General features: G+C 60.6%; 15 protein-coding genes. 3 read left to right on the forward strand and 12 right to left on the reverse strand.

Annotation, left to right across the window (positions count from 1 at the left end):
• Positions 1 to 159 precede the first annotated feature (159 nt).
• The 5 genes from T3A99_RS09030 to T3A99_RS09050 form a co-directional block, all read right to left on the reverse strand.
• On the reverse strand, positions 160 to 969 hold the full coding sequence (locus T3A99_RS09030) for an OmpA family protein (protein ID WP_076383844.1): 810 nt from the start codon (positions 967 to 969) through the stop codon (positions 160 to 162).
• Entirely contained in the window at positions 966 to 1,325 is a 360-nt protein-coding gene (locus T3A99_RS09035) for a DUF4398 domain-containing protein (RefSeq protein WP_047228227.1), read from the reverse strand. Before T3A99_RS09035 ends, T3A99_RS09030 begins: the two co-directional genes overlap by 4 nt.
• Positions 1,326 to 1,334: 9 nt before the next feature.
• Complete coding sequence (locus tag T3A99_RS09040; RefSeq protein ID WP_076386580.1) at positions 1,335 to 2,159, reverse strand: substrate-binding periplasmic protein; 825 nt, start codon at positions 2,157 to 2,159, stop codon at positions 1,335 to 1,337.
• A gap of 90 nt (positions 2,160 to 2,249) precedes the next feature.
• Positions 2,250 to 3,179, reverse strand: a complete 930-nt coding sequence (locus T3A99_RS09045; protein ID WP_107322026.1) for an electron transfer flavoprotein subunit alpha/FixB family protein — start codon at positions 3,177 to 3,179, stop codon at positions 2,250 to 2,252.
• A gap of 1 nt (position 3,180) precedes the next feature.
• The gene (locus T3A99_RS09050) at positions 3,181 to 3,930 is read right to left on the reverse strand and encodes an electron transfer flavoprotein subunit beta/FixA family protein (RefSeq protein ID WP_007908338.1); all 750 of its coding nucleotides are present in this window, start codon (positions 3,928 to 3,930) and stop codon (positions 3,181 to 3,183) included.
• A gap of 546 nt (positions 3,931 to 4,476) precedes the next feature.
• On the opposite strand from T3A99_RS09050, the gene T3A99_RS09055 reads away from it, so the two are divergent.
• On the forward strand, positions 4,477 to 6,141 hold the full coding sequence (locus tag T3A99_RS09055; protein WP_316912040.1) for an electron transfer flavoprotein-ubiquinone oxidoreductase: 1,665 nt from the start codon (positions 4,477 to 4,479) through the stop codon (positions 6,139 to 6,141).
• Between the two features lie 183 nt (positions 6,142 to 6,324).
• Here the strand turns inward: T3A99_RS09055 and T3A99_RS09060 are convergent, their stop codons facing one another.
• Positions 6,325 to 7,215 carry an AraC family transcriptional regulator gene (locus tag T3A99_RS09060; protein ID WP_047228224.1) on the reverse strand — a complete coding sequence of 297 codons (891 nt, stop codon included), beginning with the start codon at positions 7,213 to 7,215 and terminating at the stop codon, positions 6,325 to 6,327.
• A 179-nt stretch (positions 7,216 to 7,394) separates the two neighbouring features.
• Between T3A99_RS09060 and T3A99_RS09065 the strand changes: the two genes are divergently transcribed.
• Complete coding sequence (locus tag T3A99_RS09065; RefSeq protein WP_139049471.1) at positions 7,395 to 8,447, forward strand: NAD(P)-dependent alcohol dehydrogenase; 1,053 nt, start codon at positions 7,395 to 7,397, stop codon at positions 8,445 to 8,447.
• A gap of 6 nt (positions 8,448 to 8,453) precedes the next feature.
• On the opposite strand, the gene T3A99_RS09070 is transcribed toward T3A99_RS09065, so the two are convergent.
• The 5 genes from T3A99_RS09070 to T3A99_RS09090 all read right to left on the reverse strand — a co-directional run bounded on the left by T3A99_RS09070 (position 8,454) and on the right by T3A99_RS09090 (position 13,634).
• The gene (locus T3A99_RS09070) at positions 8,454 to 9,257 is read right to left on the reverse strand and encodes an IclR family transcriptional regulator (protein ID WP_013693986.1); all 804 of its coding nucleotides are present in this window, start codon (positions 9,255 to 9,257) and stop codon (positions 8,454 to 8,456) included.
• Positions 9,258 to 9,316: 59 nt separating this feature from the next.
• A complete protein-coding gene (locus T3A99_RS09075) occupies positions 9,317 to 10,627 on the reverse strand; it encodes an MFS transporter (RefSeq protein ID WP_047228222.1) in 1,311 nt (436 codons plus the stop codon).
• Positions 10,628 to 10,814: 187 nt separating this feature from the next.
• On the reverse strand, positions 10,815 to 11,963 hold the full coding sequence (gene dgoD, locus T3A99_RS09080) for a galactonate dehydratase (RefSeq protein ID WP_047228221.1): 1,149 nt from the start codon (positions 11,961 to 11,963) through the stop codon (positions 10,815 to 10,817).
• A 49-nt stretch (positions 11,964 to 12,012) separates the two neighbouring features.
• Positions 12,013 to 12,633 (reverse strand): 2-dehydro-3-deoxy-6-phosphogalactonate aldolase, encoded by a 621-nt coding sequence (locus T3A99_RS09085; protein WP_316912041.1) that lies wholly within the window; start codon positions 12,631 to 12,633, stop codon positions 12,013 to 12,015.
• Between the two features lie 17 nt (positions 12,634 to 12,650).
• Positions 12,651 to 13,634: a 2-dehydro-3-deoxygalactonokinase gene (locus T3A99_RS09090; RefSeq protein WP_188252050.1), complete on the reverse strand. Its 984-nt coding sequence runs from the start codon at positions 13,632 to 13,634 to the stop codon at positions 12,651 to 12,653.
• Between the two features lie 187 nt (positions 13,635 to 13,821).
• Here T3A99_RS09090 and T3A99_RS09095 point away from each other — a divergent pair, with 187 nt between their 5' ends.
• Positions 13,822 to 14,454, forward strand: coding sequence for a glutathione S-transferase family protein (locus T3A99_RS09095; RefSeq protein WP_076383838.1), 633 nt, complete (start codon positions 13,822 to 13,824; stop codon positions 14,452 to 14,454).
• A gap of 5 nt (positions 14,455 to 14,459) precedes the next feature.
• Here T3A99_RS09095 and T3A99_RS09100 read toward each other — a convergent pair whose 3' ends face one another.
• Complete coding sequence (locus tag T3A99_RS09100; protein ID WP_047228217.1) at positions 14,460 to 14,942, reverse strand: GNAT family N-acetyltransferase; 483 nt, start codon at positions 14,940 to 14,942, stop codon at positions 14,460 to 14,462.
• Positions 14,943 to 15,021 lie beyond the last annotated feature (79 nt).

Below are 15,021 nucleotides of genomic sequence, written 5' to 3' on the forward strand. Positions count from 1 at the left end.
ATAGTACCGGAACAGTTTAGAAGTGTACTGGGACAGTTGCCAGATTACCCGACCCTAGAGGGCAGTGACAGCCCCCAACTGTACTCATGAATCACTGATTCGCAGGCCCAAAAAAACCCGGCGCCTCTGAAGGGGCCGGGTTTTCCAGCAACGCAGCCCTTAGCGGGCGGCGCCGAGCTGGCCTTTCTCGTCGGAGAACACAATTTCAACCCGACGGTTCTGTGCCCGACCACGCTCGGAAGCGTTGACGTCGACCGGGAACTCATCACCGTAGCCTTCGACCTGAATGCGCTTTTCGTCGATCCCCAGGTCCACCAGCACGTCCGCCACCGCCTGGGCCCGGTTACGGGACAGCTTGAGGTTTTCCTGCTTGCCGCCGGTGCTGTCGGTGTAACCTTCGATACGCACCACACGCTTGGGGTTGAGCTGCAAGAATTGCACGATCTTGAGCACCACCCGGTTTGCCGAGTTCTTCAACTGCGCCTGGCCGGTGTCGAACAGCACGTCACCGAGCGTCATCACCAGGCCGCGATCGGTCTGGGTGGTGGCCATTGCCATGATCTGCTCTTCCAGCCACTTGCCCTGTTGCTGGACACTCAGCAACTTGGACTCGCGCAGGGCCAATTGCAGGCGCTGGCGCTCCAGCTCGAGCTTCGCCGCCCGCTCCTCATTGAGCACCTGATTGCTGTGCTCACGGGCAATCTCACTGTAGCGCTGGCTCAGGTAGGCGTAATGCAGCACATCTTCGCTGCTGCCCCAGTAGCTGGACAAGCGATCGGCCCGGGCCAGGGATTCACCGGCGCGGATGACATCCTTGGGCGCGGCTCGCAATACGTTGGAGTCTTCCTTGACCTTCTGGAAGTCGGCACCTGCCTTTTCCAGCGCCACTTCGCTGCGCTGACCCGCGCAACCGTACAAGCTGGCCAGGCCCGCGAGAATCAGGCCGCCAAATACTTGGGACTGCTTCATTGGGCATCATCTCTCAACTGTTTGCGCAAGCGCTCGATGCGGGTGTTAAGCACGTTCAGGTGTTCCTCGCCCTTGAGGGTCAGCACCTTCGCTTCGGCCAGGCGTGCATCCAGTTCGGCTTGCTCAGCGCGCATGCGGGCCTTCTTGAACGACTCGTCGGCCATGTTGGACTGGGCGCGGGCGAACTTTTCTTCGGCGAGTTTCAACTCGGGCACTTCTTCGGATGTGGCGCCCACGGCGCGGGCTTGCTCCAGCGCCTGTTCAGTCAGGCGAATCTGTTCATTCGGCGCCGGATCGGCTGCGCAACCCGCCAGAGCCAGTACGGCCAGGGCAGCGAAAAGAGGTCGAATAGTCACTAATGTTCCCTACTGTTTTGGGGCACCAACAGGTGGCTGCAACTGTGTTTTCCAACGCTCGATATTGCGCTGCAACACAGCCTCCGTCAGGCCGGACGCGGCCAATTCTGTCATCTTTTGCGCCAGCTGTCCGCGCAACCATGGGTCATTGCAGGCGGAGTTATGGGAAACCGCGAGGAACAGCCCCGGGGTATCCACTGGTTGCGGCGCGGCCTGCAGGTCATTGGCCATGCCCAATGTCTGGGCCATCGCCAGGCCCGAGTAACGCCCTGCCAGGACATACTCCACCTCCCCCAGCAGCAGTTTCTGAAAGGCTTCAGTCAGGTTGGGGGTACGGGTCAGGGACAATTGCTGCTCGGCAAATACGCCAAATGCCTGGGTCATTCGCGCCTTTTGCGACAATGCCCCGGGATGACCATGAAGGTCCTCGGGCTGAGCGATCACCAATGTCGAATCCTTGCGGGTCCACACCAGGTAATCGTTATTCAGCAAGGGCGGATGAACATAGTCCAGGGTTTCAAGCTCGCTGATGGTCAGCGCGGCGTCGACGAGCAGGTCCATGCGTCCGCTGCGCACTTCGTCCAGGGCCTGAGCACGCTTGCCGGCATAGAGCAATTCGATCTTGATCCCCAGCTCCGTCGCCACTTGCGCCAGCAGGTCGGCGCTGGCGCCGATCAGGTGTTTGGGATCCTGGGGGTCTTGCCACAGGTAGGGCGGCGCATCCGGGCTACCGGTGGCGATCAGACGTTCACACTTGCCGGCGGCGACAGACAGACCTGGCACGACGGCCAGCGCCCACAGCAACGACACGCCAGCCAAACGGCGAAGATCCATGGCGATATGCTCCCCTTGCAGTGACAACAACGTGCAGATAATAAAAAACCCGGCCAAAGGGCCGGGCTCTTTATAAGTGAAGACGCCGGATTAGACCAGCTTCTCCAGCTCAGGGATGGCTTCGAACAAGTCCGCTACCAGGCCATAGTCAGCCACCTGGAAGATCGGCGCTTCTTCGTCCTTGTTGATCGCGACGATCACCTTGGAGTCTTTCATGCCGGCCAGATGCTGGATCGCGCCGGAGATACCAACGGCGATGTACAGCTGTGGCGCAACGATCTTGCCGGTCTGGCCGACCTGCATGTCGTTAGGTACAAAACCTGCGTCGACCGCGGCGCGGGAAGCACCGACGGCGGCGCCCAGCTTGTCGGCCAGGGCGTACAGGTGCTTGAAGTTGTCACCGTTCTGCATGCCACGCCCGCCGGAAACGACGATCTTGGCAGCGGTCAGTTCCGGACGATCGGACTTGGCCAGTTCTTCGTTGACGAAGCTGGAGATACCGGCGTCGTGAGCAGCAGCCACCGCTTCAACAGCAGCGGAGCCACCTTCGGCGGCAACCGGGTCGAAACCGGTAGCACGTACGGTGATGACCTTGACCGCAGCATTGGACTGCACGGTAGCAATGGCGTTACCGGCATAGATCGGGCGCTTGAAGGTGTCGGCACTTTCCACCGAGATGATCTCGGAGATCTGGTCGACGTCCAGCGCAGCGGCAACGCGCGGCAGGATGTTTTTGCCGTTGGACGTGGCGGCAGCCAGGATGTGGCTGTAGCCCTTGCCCAGCTCGGCCACCAGCGGTGCAACGTTTTCCGGCAACTGGTGCGCATAGGCAGCGTTGTCGGCCGACAACACTTTTGCCACACCCGCGATTTTCGCAGCGGCTTCAGCCACGGCGCCAACGCCTTGACCGGCCACCAGAACGTGGACATCACCACCGATTTTCGCAGCGGCAGCAACGGTGTTCAGCGTGGCCGGAGCCAGCGCCTTGTTATCGTGTTCGGCGATTACCAAGATAGTCATGTCAGATTACCTTCGCTTCGTTTTTCAGTTTCTCGACCAGTTCAGCCACCGACTTGACCTTGATGCCCGCGCTGCGTGCAGCCGGCGCTTCGACTTTCAGGGTCTTGTTGGTGGAGGCGGTGGAAACGCCCAAAGCGTCCGGAGTCAGCACTTCAAGCGGCTTCTTCTTGGCTTTCATGATGTTTGGCAGGGACGCATAACGCGGCTCGTTCAAACGCAGGTCGGTGGTGACGATGGCCGGCAGTTTCAGGGAAACAGTCTGCGCGCCGCCGTCGATTTCGCGAGTCACGGCAACGCTGTCGCCGGACACTTCAACTTTGGACGCGAACGTGCCCTGACCGTAGCCGCTCAATGCCGCGAGCATCTGGCCAGTCTGGTTGTTGTCGCTGTCGATGGCCTGCTTGCCGAGGATCACCAGCTGTGGCTGTTCCTTGTCGACAACGGCCTTGAGCAGCTTGGCCACGGCCAGGGAAGTCAGGTCTTCGGCGGATTCGACGAGGATGGCGCGATCAGCACCCAGCGCCAGCGCGGTACGCAGTTGCTCCTGGGCAGTGGTCGGGCCGATGGAGACGACGACGATCTCTGTCGCCACGCCTTTTTCTTTCAGGCGTACGGCTTCTTCTACGGCGATTTCGCAGAAAGGGTTCATCGACATCTTGACGTTGGCGAGGTCGACGCCGGAGTTGTCCGCCTTGACGCGAACCTTGACGTTATAGTCGACCACTCGTTTGACAGCTACAAGAACCTTCATGGATTCCTCGTTACTCTCCGGTGAAAAGAAAGTCGCCTAGGCGAACCTGGCGGTTGATGCTCATGGGCGCAAGGGCACCTCTAAAAACGCCGGCATGAACCACACATGACCTTGCTCACGGGAGTGAAGACCGTTCGTCAGTGATGACCGACGAGTCATTCATTATCGCGGCGTGTAAACTGCGCGTCCGAACCACGCAATACGTCACTTTGTGCTGCCTTCGCCCTGTCTTTAGAGGTGCTCTTGGAACCAACAGTCAGCCTACGGCGAGCGCAAAACCGCCCGTATCTTGACCGGAACGCCCATTCCGGTCAATACGGCAAAATGGTCAGTCATAAGCCGTACGTCAGTGATTTATCTGGCCTGCGGCTATTTCAAACAAACGTTTGTATTGGACCCTGAGAGTGGTGTAGATATAATGCGCCGCTTAAGAGAGAACCGCGGGTCATTCATTGCCGCTTTCGTCGATTTCGCGAAGCAGATCGTGGATGCAACGCCAAACCTCCAATTAGAAAAAACTGTTGAGCCTTGAGTAGGAGATAGCCTGTGGAACGCGAATACATGGAATTCGACGTGGTCATCGTCGGTGCCGGCCCCGCTGGCCTGTCTGCCGCTTGCCGACTGAAACAGAAGGCCGCCGAAGCCGGTAAGGAAATCAGCGTCTGCGTGGTCGAAAAAGGCTCCGAAGTCGGTGCGCACATTCTCTCCGGTGCGGTATTCGAATCCCGCGCCCTGAACGAATTGTTCCCGGACTGGAAAGAACTCGGCGCACCGTTGAACACGCCCGTCGTGCGCGATGACATTTTTGTCCTGAGAAACGCCGAGACCGCGAGCAAAATCCCTGACTTCTTTGTGCCCAAGACCATGCACAACGAAGGCAACTATATTATTTCCCTGGGCAACCTGTGCCGCTGGCTGGCCCAGCAGGCCGAGAACCTGGGCGTGGAAATCTACCCGGGCTTCGCCGCCCAGGAAGCGCTGTTCGACGAGAACGGCGTCGTACGCGGGATCATTACCGGCGACCTCGGTGTCGACCGTGAAGGCAAGCCGAAAGAAGGCCTCTACACCCCTGGTATGGAACTGCGTGGCAAATACACGCTGTTCGCCGAAGGCTGCCGTGGTCATATCGGCAAGCAACTGATCAAGCGCTTCAACCTGGACAGCGACGCCGACGCCCAGCACTACGGCATCGGCCTGAAGGAAATCTGGGAAATCGACCCGGCCAAGCATCAACCGGGCCTGGTGGTGCACACCGCCGGCTGGCCGCTGGACATCATGGGCACCGAAAATACCGGGGGCTCTTTCCTTTATCACCTGGAAAACAACCAGGTGGTCGTCGGCCTGATCGTCGATCTGTCCTACAGCAACACTTTCCTGTCGCCGTTCGACGAGTTCCAGCGCCTCAAGCATCACCCGGTGCTCAAGCAGTACCTGGAAGGCGGCAAGCGCGTCAGCTACGGTGCGCGTGCCATCTGCAAGGGCGGCCTGAATTCGCTGCCGAAAATGGTCTTCAAGGGCGGCGCGCTGATCGGTTGCGACCTCGGCACCCTGAACTTCGCCAAGATCAAAGGCAGCCACACCGCCATGAAGTCCGGCATGCTCGCCGCCGAAGCGGTGGCCGATCGCCTGTTCGCCGAATCCGAAGGCGGCGATGAACTGACCGCCTACGTCGACAGTTTCAAGAACAGCTGGCTGTACGAAGAGCTGTTCGCCAGTCGTAACTTCGGCCCAGCGATTCACAAGTACGGCGCTATCATCGGCGGCGGCTTCAACTGGCTCGACCAGAACATCTTCGCCGGCAAGCTGCCGTTCACCCTGCATGACACCAAACCGGACTACGCCTGCCTGAAACTGGCGGCTGACTGCAAAAAGATCGACTACCCGAAACCGGACGGAAAGATCAGCTTCGACAAACTCAGCTCGGTGTTCATCTCCGGTACCAACCATGAAGAAGAACAGCCCTGCCACCTGAAGCTGACCGACCCGAGCATCCCGATCAGCAAGAACCTGCCGCTGTATGACGAACCGGCCCAACGCTATTGCCCGGCCGGGGTGTACGAAGTGGTGACCCAGGAAGACGGCGAGAAGCGCTTCCAGATCAACGCCCAGAACTGCGTTCATTGCAAGACCTGCGACATCAAGGACCCTGCACAGAACATCACCTGGGTTTCGCCGGAAGGCGCCGGCGGGCCGACTTACCCGAATATGTAAGCCGATTCGCTGAACATCAAGGCTCCCGACATGGGGGCCTTTTTGTTGCCTGCGATTCTGTCAACCACACCGAACCCATGTGGGAGCGAGCCTGCTCGCGATAGCGGCGCGTCAGTCGACATTCATCTTGAATGACAAGGCGCTATCGCGAGCAGGCCCGCTCCCACAAGGAATCCTGAGTGATCAAGCGACGCGCTCTTCCCCGGGACTGCGCTCGAAGTAACGCTTGTACTCCCGGCTGAACTGCGACGAACTCTGATACCCCACCTGGTGCGCAACCTGGGCCACGCCCATGCCCTCGATCAGCAGCAACCGCTGAGCCTTGAGCAGACGCAGTCGTTTGAGGTACTGCACCGGCGACAACAGCGTGCTGCGTTTGAAATGTTCATGGAAGGTCGAAGCACTCATGTTCGCGCAACTGGCCAGCGTCTCGACGTTCAACGGCTCGGTGAAATGCGCGTGCAGATGGCTCAGGGCAGCGGCAATCCGGGCAAACTGTCCTTGCTGCTCCACCAGCGCGCGCAGTACGTCGGCCTGGGGCCCGCGCAAGGCGACAAACAGCAGCTCCCGCAGCCGCGCCTGCCCCATGACCTGGCATTCCAACGGATCGTGCAGGCAGTGCAACAAGCGCTCGACACATCCACGCATGGCGTCATCGAGCACCGCACACGTCATCGACTCCGGGGTCTGCGGCGCAAGGCTGCGCCCCGGCACCAGTCCCATGGCCAGCACCAGCTCCCCCAGTATCGCCCGATCGATTGCCACGGAAACCCCCAGCAACGGAGCATTGGGCATGGCGTAGGTTTCGCATTCGAACGGCACCGGCAGCGCCTGGATCAAATAATGCCCCGCACCGTACTCCAGCGTGCGTGGCCCCAGGAACGCCAGTTTGCTGCCCTGGACAATGATCACCAGACTCGGCTCGTAGAGCTGTGGACCACGGGCAACGTCCTGGCTGGCCCTGAGCACCTGTACGCCCGGCAACTGCGTGGGCACGAATCCGTCGCGGGTCGCCAGGGGTTCAATCAGCGAGACCAAAGGGGCATTGGCATCAAGATGACGGGTCAACAACATGGGAAAAACTTCACGAAAAAAGGGATGAAAGCATCATCGCAGGTCTAATGCTTCGTAGGATCAAACCATAGCCAATGTCGGAGGAATAGGCACGACACGCGTAGGAATCGCCATCGCCGCGAAGCGACATGACTCCCACAATGGTCCACCTCACCGTTCACTGCTTAGCGAGGTCCATTATGTACACTGCTATCGGATATGCCGCCCAATCGGCCACCACTCCCCTCGCCCCAATGAAGTTCGAACGCCGCAGCCCGCGAGCCGACGATGTGGCGATCGACATTCTCTACTGTGGCGTATGCCATTCCGACATCCACCAGGCCCGCAATGAATGGGGCATTGCCGTTTACCCGTTGATGCCCGGCCATGAGATCGTCGGAAAAGTCACCGCCGTCGGTGCGAATGTCACCCGCTATAAGATTGGCGACCTGGTGGGCGTTGGCTGCATGGTCGACTCCTGCCGCGAGTGCGAAGCCTGTCGCGCGGACCTGGAACAATACTGCTACCAAGGCATGACGCAGACCTACGCCAGCCCGGACCGTATCAGCGGCGGCCACACCATGGGCGGGTACTCCAACAGCATCGTGGTCAGCGAACACTTTGTGCTGCGCATCCCGGAAACCCTCGACCCGGCCGGCGCCGCACCGATTCTCTGCGCTGGCATCACCACCTACTCGCCCCTCAAGCACTATGGCGTGAAGGCCGGTGACAAGGTCGGCGTGCTGGGCATGGGCGGCCTCGGCCACATGGGCATCAAGTTCGCCAAGGCCATGGGCGCGGAAGTGACGCTGTTCACCCGCTCGGCGAGCAAGGCTGAAGAAGCCCGTCGCCAAGGTGCGGACCACGTGATCGTGTCCACCGACGCCGCGCAGATGGCTGCTGCCGCCGGGCGCTTCAACTTCCTGCTGGACACCATTCCGGTGCAGCACGACCTCAATCCCTACCTCGACACCTTGCGTTTCGACGGCGTGCATATCCTGGTGGGTCTGGTCGAGCCGATCGATCCGCCGGTACACGCGGCCAAACTGATCATGGGCCGTCGGGTCCTGGCCGGCTCGCTGATCGGCGGTGTTGCCGAAACCCAGGAAGTGCTGGATTTCTGCGCCGAACACAACATCAGCTGCGACATTGAAATGCTCGACATCCGCCAGATCAACGAGGCCTACAGCCGCATGATCGCAGGCGACGTGAAGTACCGCTTCGTCATCGACATGGCGACGCTCAAAGCCTGACGTTCGTCAGACCTTCGCGCCTAGTTCCGCCGACAGCCGGGCTGTGACCCCTTTGACCAGGGGAATCAGCTCGGCCATTTTTTCCAGCGGCATATACGGTACGGTGCTGGCGATGCTGATACCGGCGACGATGCGCTTGCCGGCGTCTCGGATCGGCGCCGCCACGCAACGAATCGACGGCTCGTTGTCTTCCAGATCGAAGGCATAACCACCCGCTACATACTCCACCATCCGCTGCTGGAACTGCTCCCAGGATTGCTCCTGATGCTGGGGCCAGAACTGATTCTTCCCTCCCGCCGGCAAGCTGATTTCATACAGCCTTTTCCATTGTTCCTGAGAATCATCGAGCATCAGCGCCTTACCGATCCCGGTACGCGCCAGCGGCATGCGATGGCCCACGCGCGAACGCATTTCCGGGCCATTGCGCCCTGGATTTTTCAGCAGGTACAACACCTCGTCGCCCTCGCGAATCGCCAGGTGAACAGTGTCACCGGTGAGCGCCGACAACTCGTCCAGGTACGGCCCCGCCAGGCTCACCAACGGCAACTCTTCCCGGGCCTGAAAACCCAGCTCGATCAGCTTCGGCCCCAACAGATAACCCACTTGCGGCACCACCCGCAGGTAGCGCTCATCCACCAGGCAACTGGCCAGGCGATGGGTGGTGCTACGGGTGGTGCCGATCAACCGGGCGATTTCCTTCAGGTCACGGGCGCCGCTGGCGACCGCCTGGACCACACCCAGACCACGCAGCAGTGTCTGGGTGCCTGTGGGCGCCGCGTCCTTGGTGATTTTTGGATCGTCTTGCTGCATATCCGGCCTTCAACAGTGAGCGGGGAACGGGCGGCATTATGGTCGCCCGCCCCGTCGGACTACAACTCGATGCGCTCGACCTTCCCTACCAGCAGGATGTAGGACAGCGCGCCAATCAACGCCAGCACGGCGATATAGGTGATGGCCGGGGCAAACGAATCGCCGCTGGCGAGGAAACCGATGACGATGGGCGTGGCGATGGCCGCCAGGTTACCGATGAAATTGAACACCCCGCCCGTCAAGCCAAGCAACCGCGCGGGCGCCAGGGTCGAGACCAGCGACCAGGTGATCGACGCCAGGCCATTGCCGAAGAACGCCAGGGCCAGGAAAGCGATCACCAACGGTGTCGACTCAACGAAGTTGGCGCCGATGATCGCCGTAGAGATCAGCAGCCCGCCGATGATCGGTAGCTTGCGGGCGAACCCCACCGTGGAACCGCGACGGATCAACCAGTCGGAGAAGAACCCGGAACACAACACACCGACAAACGCGGCGAGGAACGGCAATGACGCCAACAGGCCGGACTTGATGAAGTCCATGCCGCGATATTTCACCAGGTAGGTCGGGAACCAGGTCAGAAAAAACCACAGTGTGGAATTCAGGCAGAACTGGCCCAGGTAAATGCCCCACAGCTTGCGCTGGGTCAGGACGATCCCCAGGTCCGCCCAACTGAACTTGGCCTTGGCCTTGGCTGTATCGGCCTGGATATCCACCAACCCGCCGCCTTCGCGGATCAGTTCGATCTCGGCGGCGTTGACCCCTTTGAAATCCCGCGGTTCGCGATACACCGCGTACCAGATCACCGCCCAGATGATGCCCACCGCGCCCGTGGCGACAAATACCATGTGCCAACCGAAGGCGTGTTGCAGCCACGCCAATACCGGCGTCAGGAAGGCCAGCCCGACGAACTGCCCCGAGGTGTAGAAACCAATGGCCGTGGCCCGTTCGCGCTCAGGAAACCAGGTGGTCACCACGCGGCTATTGATCGGGTAGGCCGGTGCCTCCAGGGCGCCAACCGCCATGCGCAGGACGAACAACGCGATGAAGCTGGCGGCAAAACCGAGCATCACCGTGGCCACCGACCACAGCAATAGTGCAACGCTATACAGAATACGCGGGGGCACCCGATCCACCAGCCAGCCGCCGGGGATCTGCATGGCGGCGTAGGTCCAGCCGAACGCCGAGAAAATCAGCCCGACGTGGATCGGATCGATGCCCAGCTCACTGGTCAGCGCGGGGGCGGCGATCGAAAGGTTGCTGCGGTCCAGGTAGTTGATCACCACGGTGATAAACAGCAGGACCATGATGAAAAAACGCTTGCGGCTGGGCGTCACCAACGACGCTTGCGCGCTCAGGGTGTGCGCTTGCATGTGAGGTGCCTCTTTTTATGTTTATTGAGGAATCGGGGACGTTGAGCGGATCTCCCAGCATGGGAGATCAAATGTGGGAGCGAGCCTGCTCGCGATGACGGTGTGTCAGTTGGCGCATGTGTGACTGATACATTGCCATCGCGAGCAAGCTCGCTCCCACAGGGGAAGCGGGTGGATCAGGCGTGACTCACCACTCAGCAAAACTGCCATCGGCATGGCGCCAGATCGGGTTGCGCCAGCGGTGGCCGATGGCGGCGCGTTCGATGACGTACTCCTCATTGATCTCGATGCCCAGGCCTGGACCGTTAGGGATTTTCACGAAACCCTTGTCATAGTCGAACACCCGCGGATCCTTGATGTAATCCAGCAGGTCGTTGCTCTCGTTGTAATGGATGCCCAGGCTCTGCTCCTGGATGAACGCGTTGTAGCAAACCGCATCCAGTTGCAGGCACGCCGCCAGGGCGATCGGGCCCAGCGGGCAGTGCAGTGCCAGCGCCACGTCGTAGGCCTCGGCCATGTTGGCGATCTTGCGGGTTTCGGTGATGCCACCGGCGTGGGACGCATCCGGCTGGATGATGTCCACGTAGCCTTCGCTGAGCACCCGTTTGAAATCCCAGCGCGAGAACAACCGCTCGCCCAGGGCAATCGGGGTGCTGGTCAGCGGCGCCAATTCCTTCAGGGCTTCGTAGTTCTCACTGAGCACCGGTTCTTCGATGAACATCAGCTTGTACGGATCGAGCTCCTTCATCAGCACCTTGGCCATCGGCTTGTGCACCCGACCGTGGAAGTCCACGCCAATGCCGACGTTCGGCCCGACTGCATCCCGTACCGCCGCGACATTGGCCAGGGCCAGGTCGACCTTTTCAAAGGTGTCGAGAAACTGCAGTTCTTCGGTGCCGTTCATCTTCACCGCCGTGAAACCCCGCGCCACGGCTTCTTTCGCCGCTCGGGCGGTGTCCGCCGGGCGGTCGCCGCCGATCCACGAATACACGCGGATCTTGTCGCGTACCTGCCCGCCAAGCAAATCGCTGACTGACACGCCCAGGGCCTTGCCCTTGATGTCCCACAACGCCTGGTCGATACCGGCCAGGGCGCTCATATGAATCGCGCCGCCGCGGTAGAAGCCGCCGCGATACAGCACGGTCCAGATGTCTTCGATATTGCGTGGGTCTTTGCCGATCAGGTAGTCGGACAATTCCTCAACGGCGGCCGCCACCGTGTGGGCGCGGCCTTCAACCACGGGTTCGCCCCAACCAGTGACGCCTTCGTCGGTTTCGACCTTGAGGAAGCACCAGCGCGGCGGAACGATAAACGTGGTCAGTTTGGTGATTTTCATCTTGTTGTCTCTCTTATCAGATGCAGCGCGCGGGGCGCTGGAAAAGTCGTCAGTTCAAGGCATTCCACGCGGCCACGTAGGCCTTGGCGCGCACCGCCACTTCGTCAGCCGTCAGGCCCGGCTTGAACAACCCGGAACCCAGGCCGAACCCCTTGACGCCGGCCTCGACGAACACCGCCATGTTGTCCGGGGTAATCCCGCCCACCGGCACCAGCACGGTTCCGGCCGGCAATACCGCGAGCCACGCCTTGACCGCCGCCGGCCCCATTTGCTCGGCCGGAAACATCTTCAACACATGGGCACCTTCGGCCAGTGCAGCAAAGGCTTCGGTGGGCGTGGCGACGCCGGGCGAGAGGTACAAGCCCGCGGCTTTCGCCGCCCGCAACACCTTAGGATCGCTATGGGGCATAACGATGACTTGACCGCCGGCGGCTTTCACTTGCTCGACCTGTTCCGGCGTGAGCACCGTGCCGGCCCCGATCAGGCAATCGGCGGGTAAGGTACTGCGCAGGATGCGGATACTTTCGTACGGCTCGGGAGAATTGAGCGGTACTTCGATGACGCGAAATCCGGCGCCATAAAGGACTTCGCCGATAGCGGCGGCCTCTTCCGGCCGCAGACCGCGCAAAATTGCGATCAGCCCGTTGTGCGCCAGTGCTTGTGTGAGCATGTCAGACCTCCAGTCGTTTAACGCGATGCGGTGGAATCGAGCAGCCCGGCCGCCACGGCCAGTTGCCACAAACCACGTTCGGTGGCCTGTTCGGCCAGGGACACCCGGGCAAAACCGCAGGCATCGAGGGCCCGTTGATAACGGACGCAGAGTTGAGAATTGCCGATCAACACCACCGTCGGCAGATGAATGGTGTCGCGCCGTCGGCGTTGCACGGTGGCCAGGGCCGTCAGCTCATGACCGATCAGGAGGCCGGAAAGGTAATCCGCCTGGGCGCTGGCACTGAGTTCGCCAGTCAAGCCCAGACTGCGGGCACTGAACACGGTGGACAACGGGCCGATCTGGCCGTCCACCGACAACGCCACCTGCACGCCGCGATCAAAAGCCAGGCTATCGAACGCCGTGCCACGTTGCTGGGTGCGGCCCAGAATGCTGTGGTCACTGAGCACGGCGAAGATCTCGCCGGTCATGAACGTATCGAAATGCACGATGCAGCCATCGGCCACTTCCACCCATTTCGAATGACTGCCGGGCAAGCCGATCAGTACCGCTTCATCCGGCAGGCTGTGCAAGGCGCCAAGCACTTGGGTTTCTTCGCCGCGCATGACATTGGGTAACCGCGAACGCTGGATCACCCCCGGCACGATGTGCACATCGACACCGCGAAGACTACGAATGATTTGTAGGGAATGTCCGAGATTGGCGACGTTGGCGGGTGTGTCGCAGTAAGGCGCTTCGCGCCAGCCCTGGGCGCTGCCGACCATGCCGCAGGCGATCACGGGCAGGCCTGGCTGGGCGTCGAGCCAATCGCCGCACGCCTCGTCGAAGGCCAGTTCAAAACCGTCGATGCACACCTGACCGGCCACCGTTCGCGGCCCGGAGGGCAACTGCATGATCCCCGACGACAGCGAACGCTGTTCGAGCACCTCGCCCCCGGCGGCGAGTTTGTAAGCCCGTAATGAGGTGGTCCCCCAATCGAGCGCAATCAATTGCGCCTGCATCCGTTTCACCTGTTTTGTTTTTTGGCAGTGAGTGCACGGACTATAAACCTGGGCGCAACAAAATCTCAATATATAAATATCACTCCCATATATTGGGATTAAATGCATCGACGACAAAGCCAATCGCCATTCGCCCAAGACCCTGCTACGTTTCTGATCGGACGCCAAACAACTCAGGGAAAAAGGGATGGGACAACAGTTGAAAATCCTCGGCCGCACTTCTTCGATCAACGTCAGAAAAGTGTTGTGGACCTGTCAGGAGCTGGAGATCGCCTACGAGCGCGAAGACTGGGGCATCGGCTTTGCCTCGACCCATGACCCCGAGTTTCTGGCGCTCAACCCCAACGCCCAAGTGCCGGTGATCATTGATGAAAACGGTGTGCTGTGGGAGTCCAACACCATTTGTCGCTACCTTGTGGGCAAGCATGGAGGCAACGATCTACTGCCCGTCGAACCGGCCGCGCGCGCCCGAATCGAACAGTGGATGGACTGGCAAGCGACCGAACTCAACCCGTCATGGGGCTATGCGTTTCATGCATTGGTGCGCAAGAACCCGGAGTTTCAGGACCCACAACGCATCGCCGCCGGGGTCAAAGGCTGGAACGAAAAGATGGGGTTGCTGGAGGATCAGTTGAGCCGCACTGGCGCCTACGTGGCCGGTGCGGATTTTTCCCTCGCGGATGTGCTCATCGGTCTGTCGGTGCATCGCTGGCGCCAGACGCCCATGGAACGCCCGGACTACCCGGCCGTGGCCGCATATTGCAAACGACTCGAACCACGACCGGGGTTTGCCGAGTGGGCATCCGACGCCCACTCATGAAGTGCTCAATTGCCGTTAGCGAAATCCCGTAGCACCTTGCCGTCCATCCGGTAGCGCACCCACTCTTCCTGGGGTTGCGCGCCGAGGGACTTGTAGAACTCGATCGCCGGCGTGTTCCAGTCCAGCACGCTCCACTCGAAGCGGCCGCAGTCGTTGTCGCAGGCAATTTTCGCCAGGTGACGCAGCAGCGTCTTCCCTGCCCCGCCGCCGCGCTGGTCAGGCGTGATGTACAGGTCTTCGAGGTACAGGCAGTTGCTGCCCAGCCACGTGGAATAACTGAAGAAAAACACCGCATAACCGATGGGCACGCCATCACGCAGACAGATCAGTCCATGGGCAGTGGAGCCCTCGCTGAACAGGCTGCGCTGAATGTCCGTCACGCTGGCGATGACTTCGTGGCGGGCCTTTTCGTAATCGGCAAGTTCAGTGATGAAGGCAAGGATTTGAGGCGCATCGCTGGGTTGCGCAGGACGAATCTGGATCGACATGAACGGGCCTTGTAGCCAATTGAAAGCGCCATACTAAGCCGCCACGCTGCGCTCGTCACACCTCGAAGACAAATTTTGA

The organism is Pseudomonas sp. N-137 (assembly GCF_034555295.1).
In the GTDB taxonomy this organism is placed as follows: Bacteria; Pseudomonadota; Gammaproteobacteria; order Pseudomonadales; family Pseudomonadaceae; genus Aquipseudomonas; species Aquipseudomonas rhizophila.

Excerpts from the sequence above, each read along its gene's own strand:
- T3A99_RS09030 (WP_076383844.1), bottom strand. The coding sequence starts at position 969 with ATGAAGCAGTCCCAAGTATTTGGCGGCCTGATTCTCGCGGGCCTGGCC.
- T3A99_RS09040 (WP_076386580.1), bottom strand. The coding sequence starts at position 2,159 with ATGGATCTTCGCCGTTTGGCTGGCGTGTCGTTGCTGTGGGCGCTGGCC.
- T3A99_RS09045 (WP_107322026.1), bottom strand. The coding sequence starts at position 3,179 with ATGACTATCTTGGTAATCGCCGAACACGATAACAAGGCGCTGGCTCCG.
- T3A99_RS09050 (WP_007908338.1), bottom strand. The coding sequence starts at position 3,930 with ATGAAGGTTCTTGTAGCTGTCAAACGAGTGGTCGACTATAACGTCAAG.
- T3A99_RS09060 (WP_047228224.1), bottom strand. The coding sequence starts at position 7,215 with ATGTTGTTGACCCGTCATCTTGATGCCAATGCCCCTTTGGTCTCGCTG.
- T3A99_RS09065 (WP_139049471.1), top strand. The coding sequence starts at position 7,395 with ATGTACACTGCTATCGGATATGCCGCCCAATCGGCCACCACTCCCCTC.
- T3A99_RS09070 (WP_013693986.1), bottom strand. The coding sequence starts at position 9,257 with ATGCAGCAAGACGATCCAAAAATCACCAAGGACGCGGCGCCCACAGGC.
- T3A99_RS09075 (WP_047228222.1), bottom strand. The coding sequence starts at position 10,627 with ATGCAAGCGCACACCCTGAGCGCGCAAGCGTCGTTGGTGACGCCCAGC.
- dgoD (WP_047228221.1), bottom strand. The coding sequence starts at position 11,963 with ATGAAAATCACCAAACTGACCACGTTTATCGTTCCGCCGCGCTGGTGC.
- T3A99_RS09085 (WP_316912041.1), bottom strand. The coding sequence starts at position 12,633 with ATGCTCACACAAGCACTGGCGCACAACGGGCTGATCGCAATTTTGCGC.
- T3A99_RS09090 (WP_188252050.1), bottom strand. The coding sequence starts at position 13,634 with ATGCAGGCGCAATTGATTGCGCTCGATTGGGGGACCACCTCATTACGG.
- T3A99_RS09095 (WP_076383838.1), top strand. The coding sequence starts at position 13,822 with ATGGGACAACAGTTGAAAATCCTCGGCCGCACTTCTTCGATCAACGTC.
- T3A99_RS09100 (WP_047228217.1), bottom strand. The coding sequence starts at position 14,942 with ATGTCGATCCAGATTCGTCCTGCGCAACCCAGCGATGCGCCTCAAATC.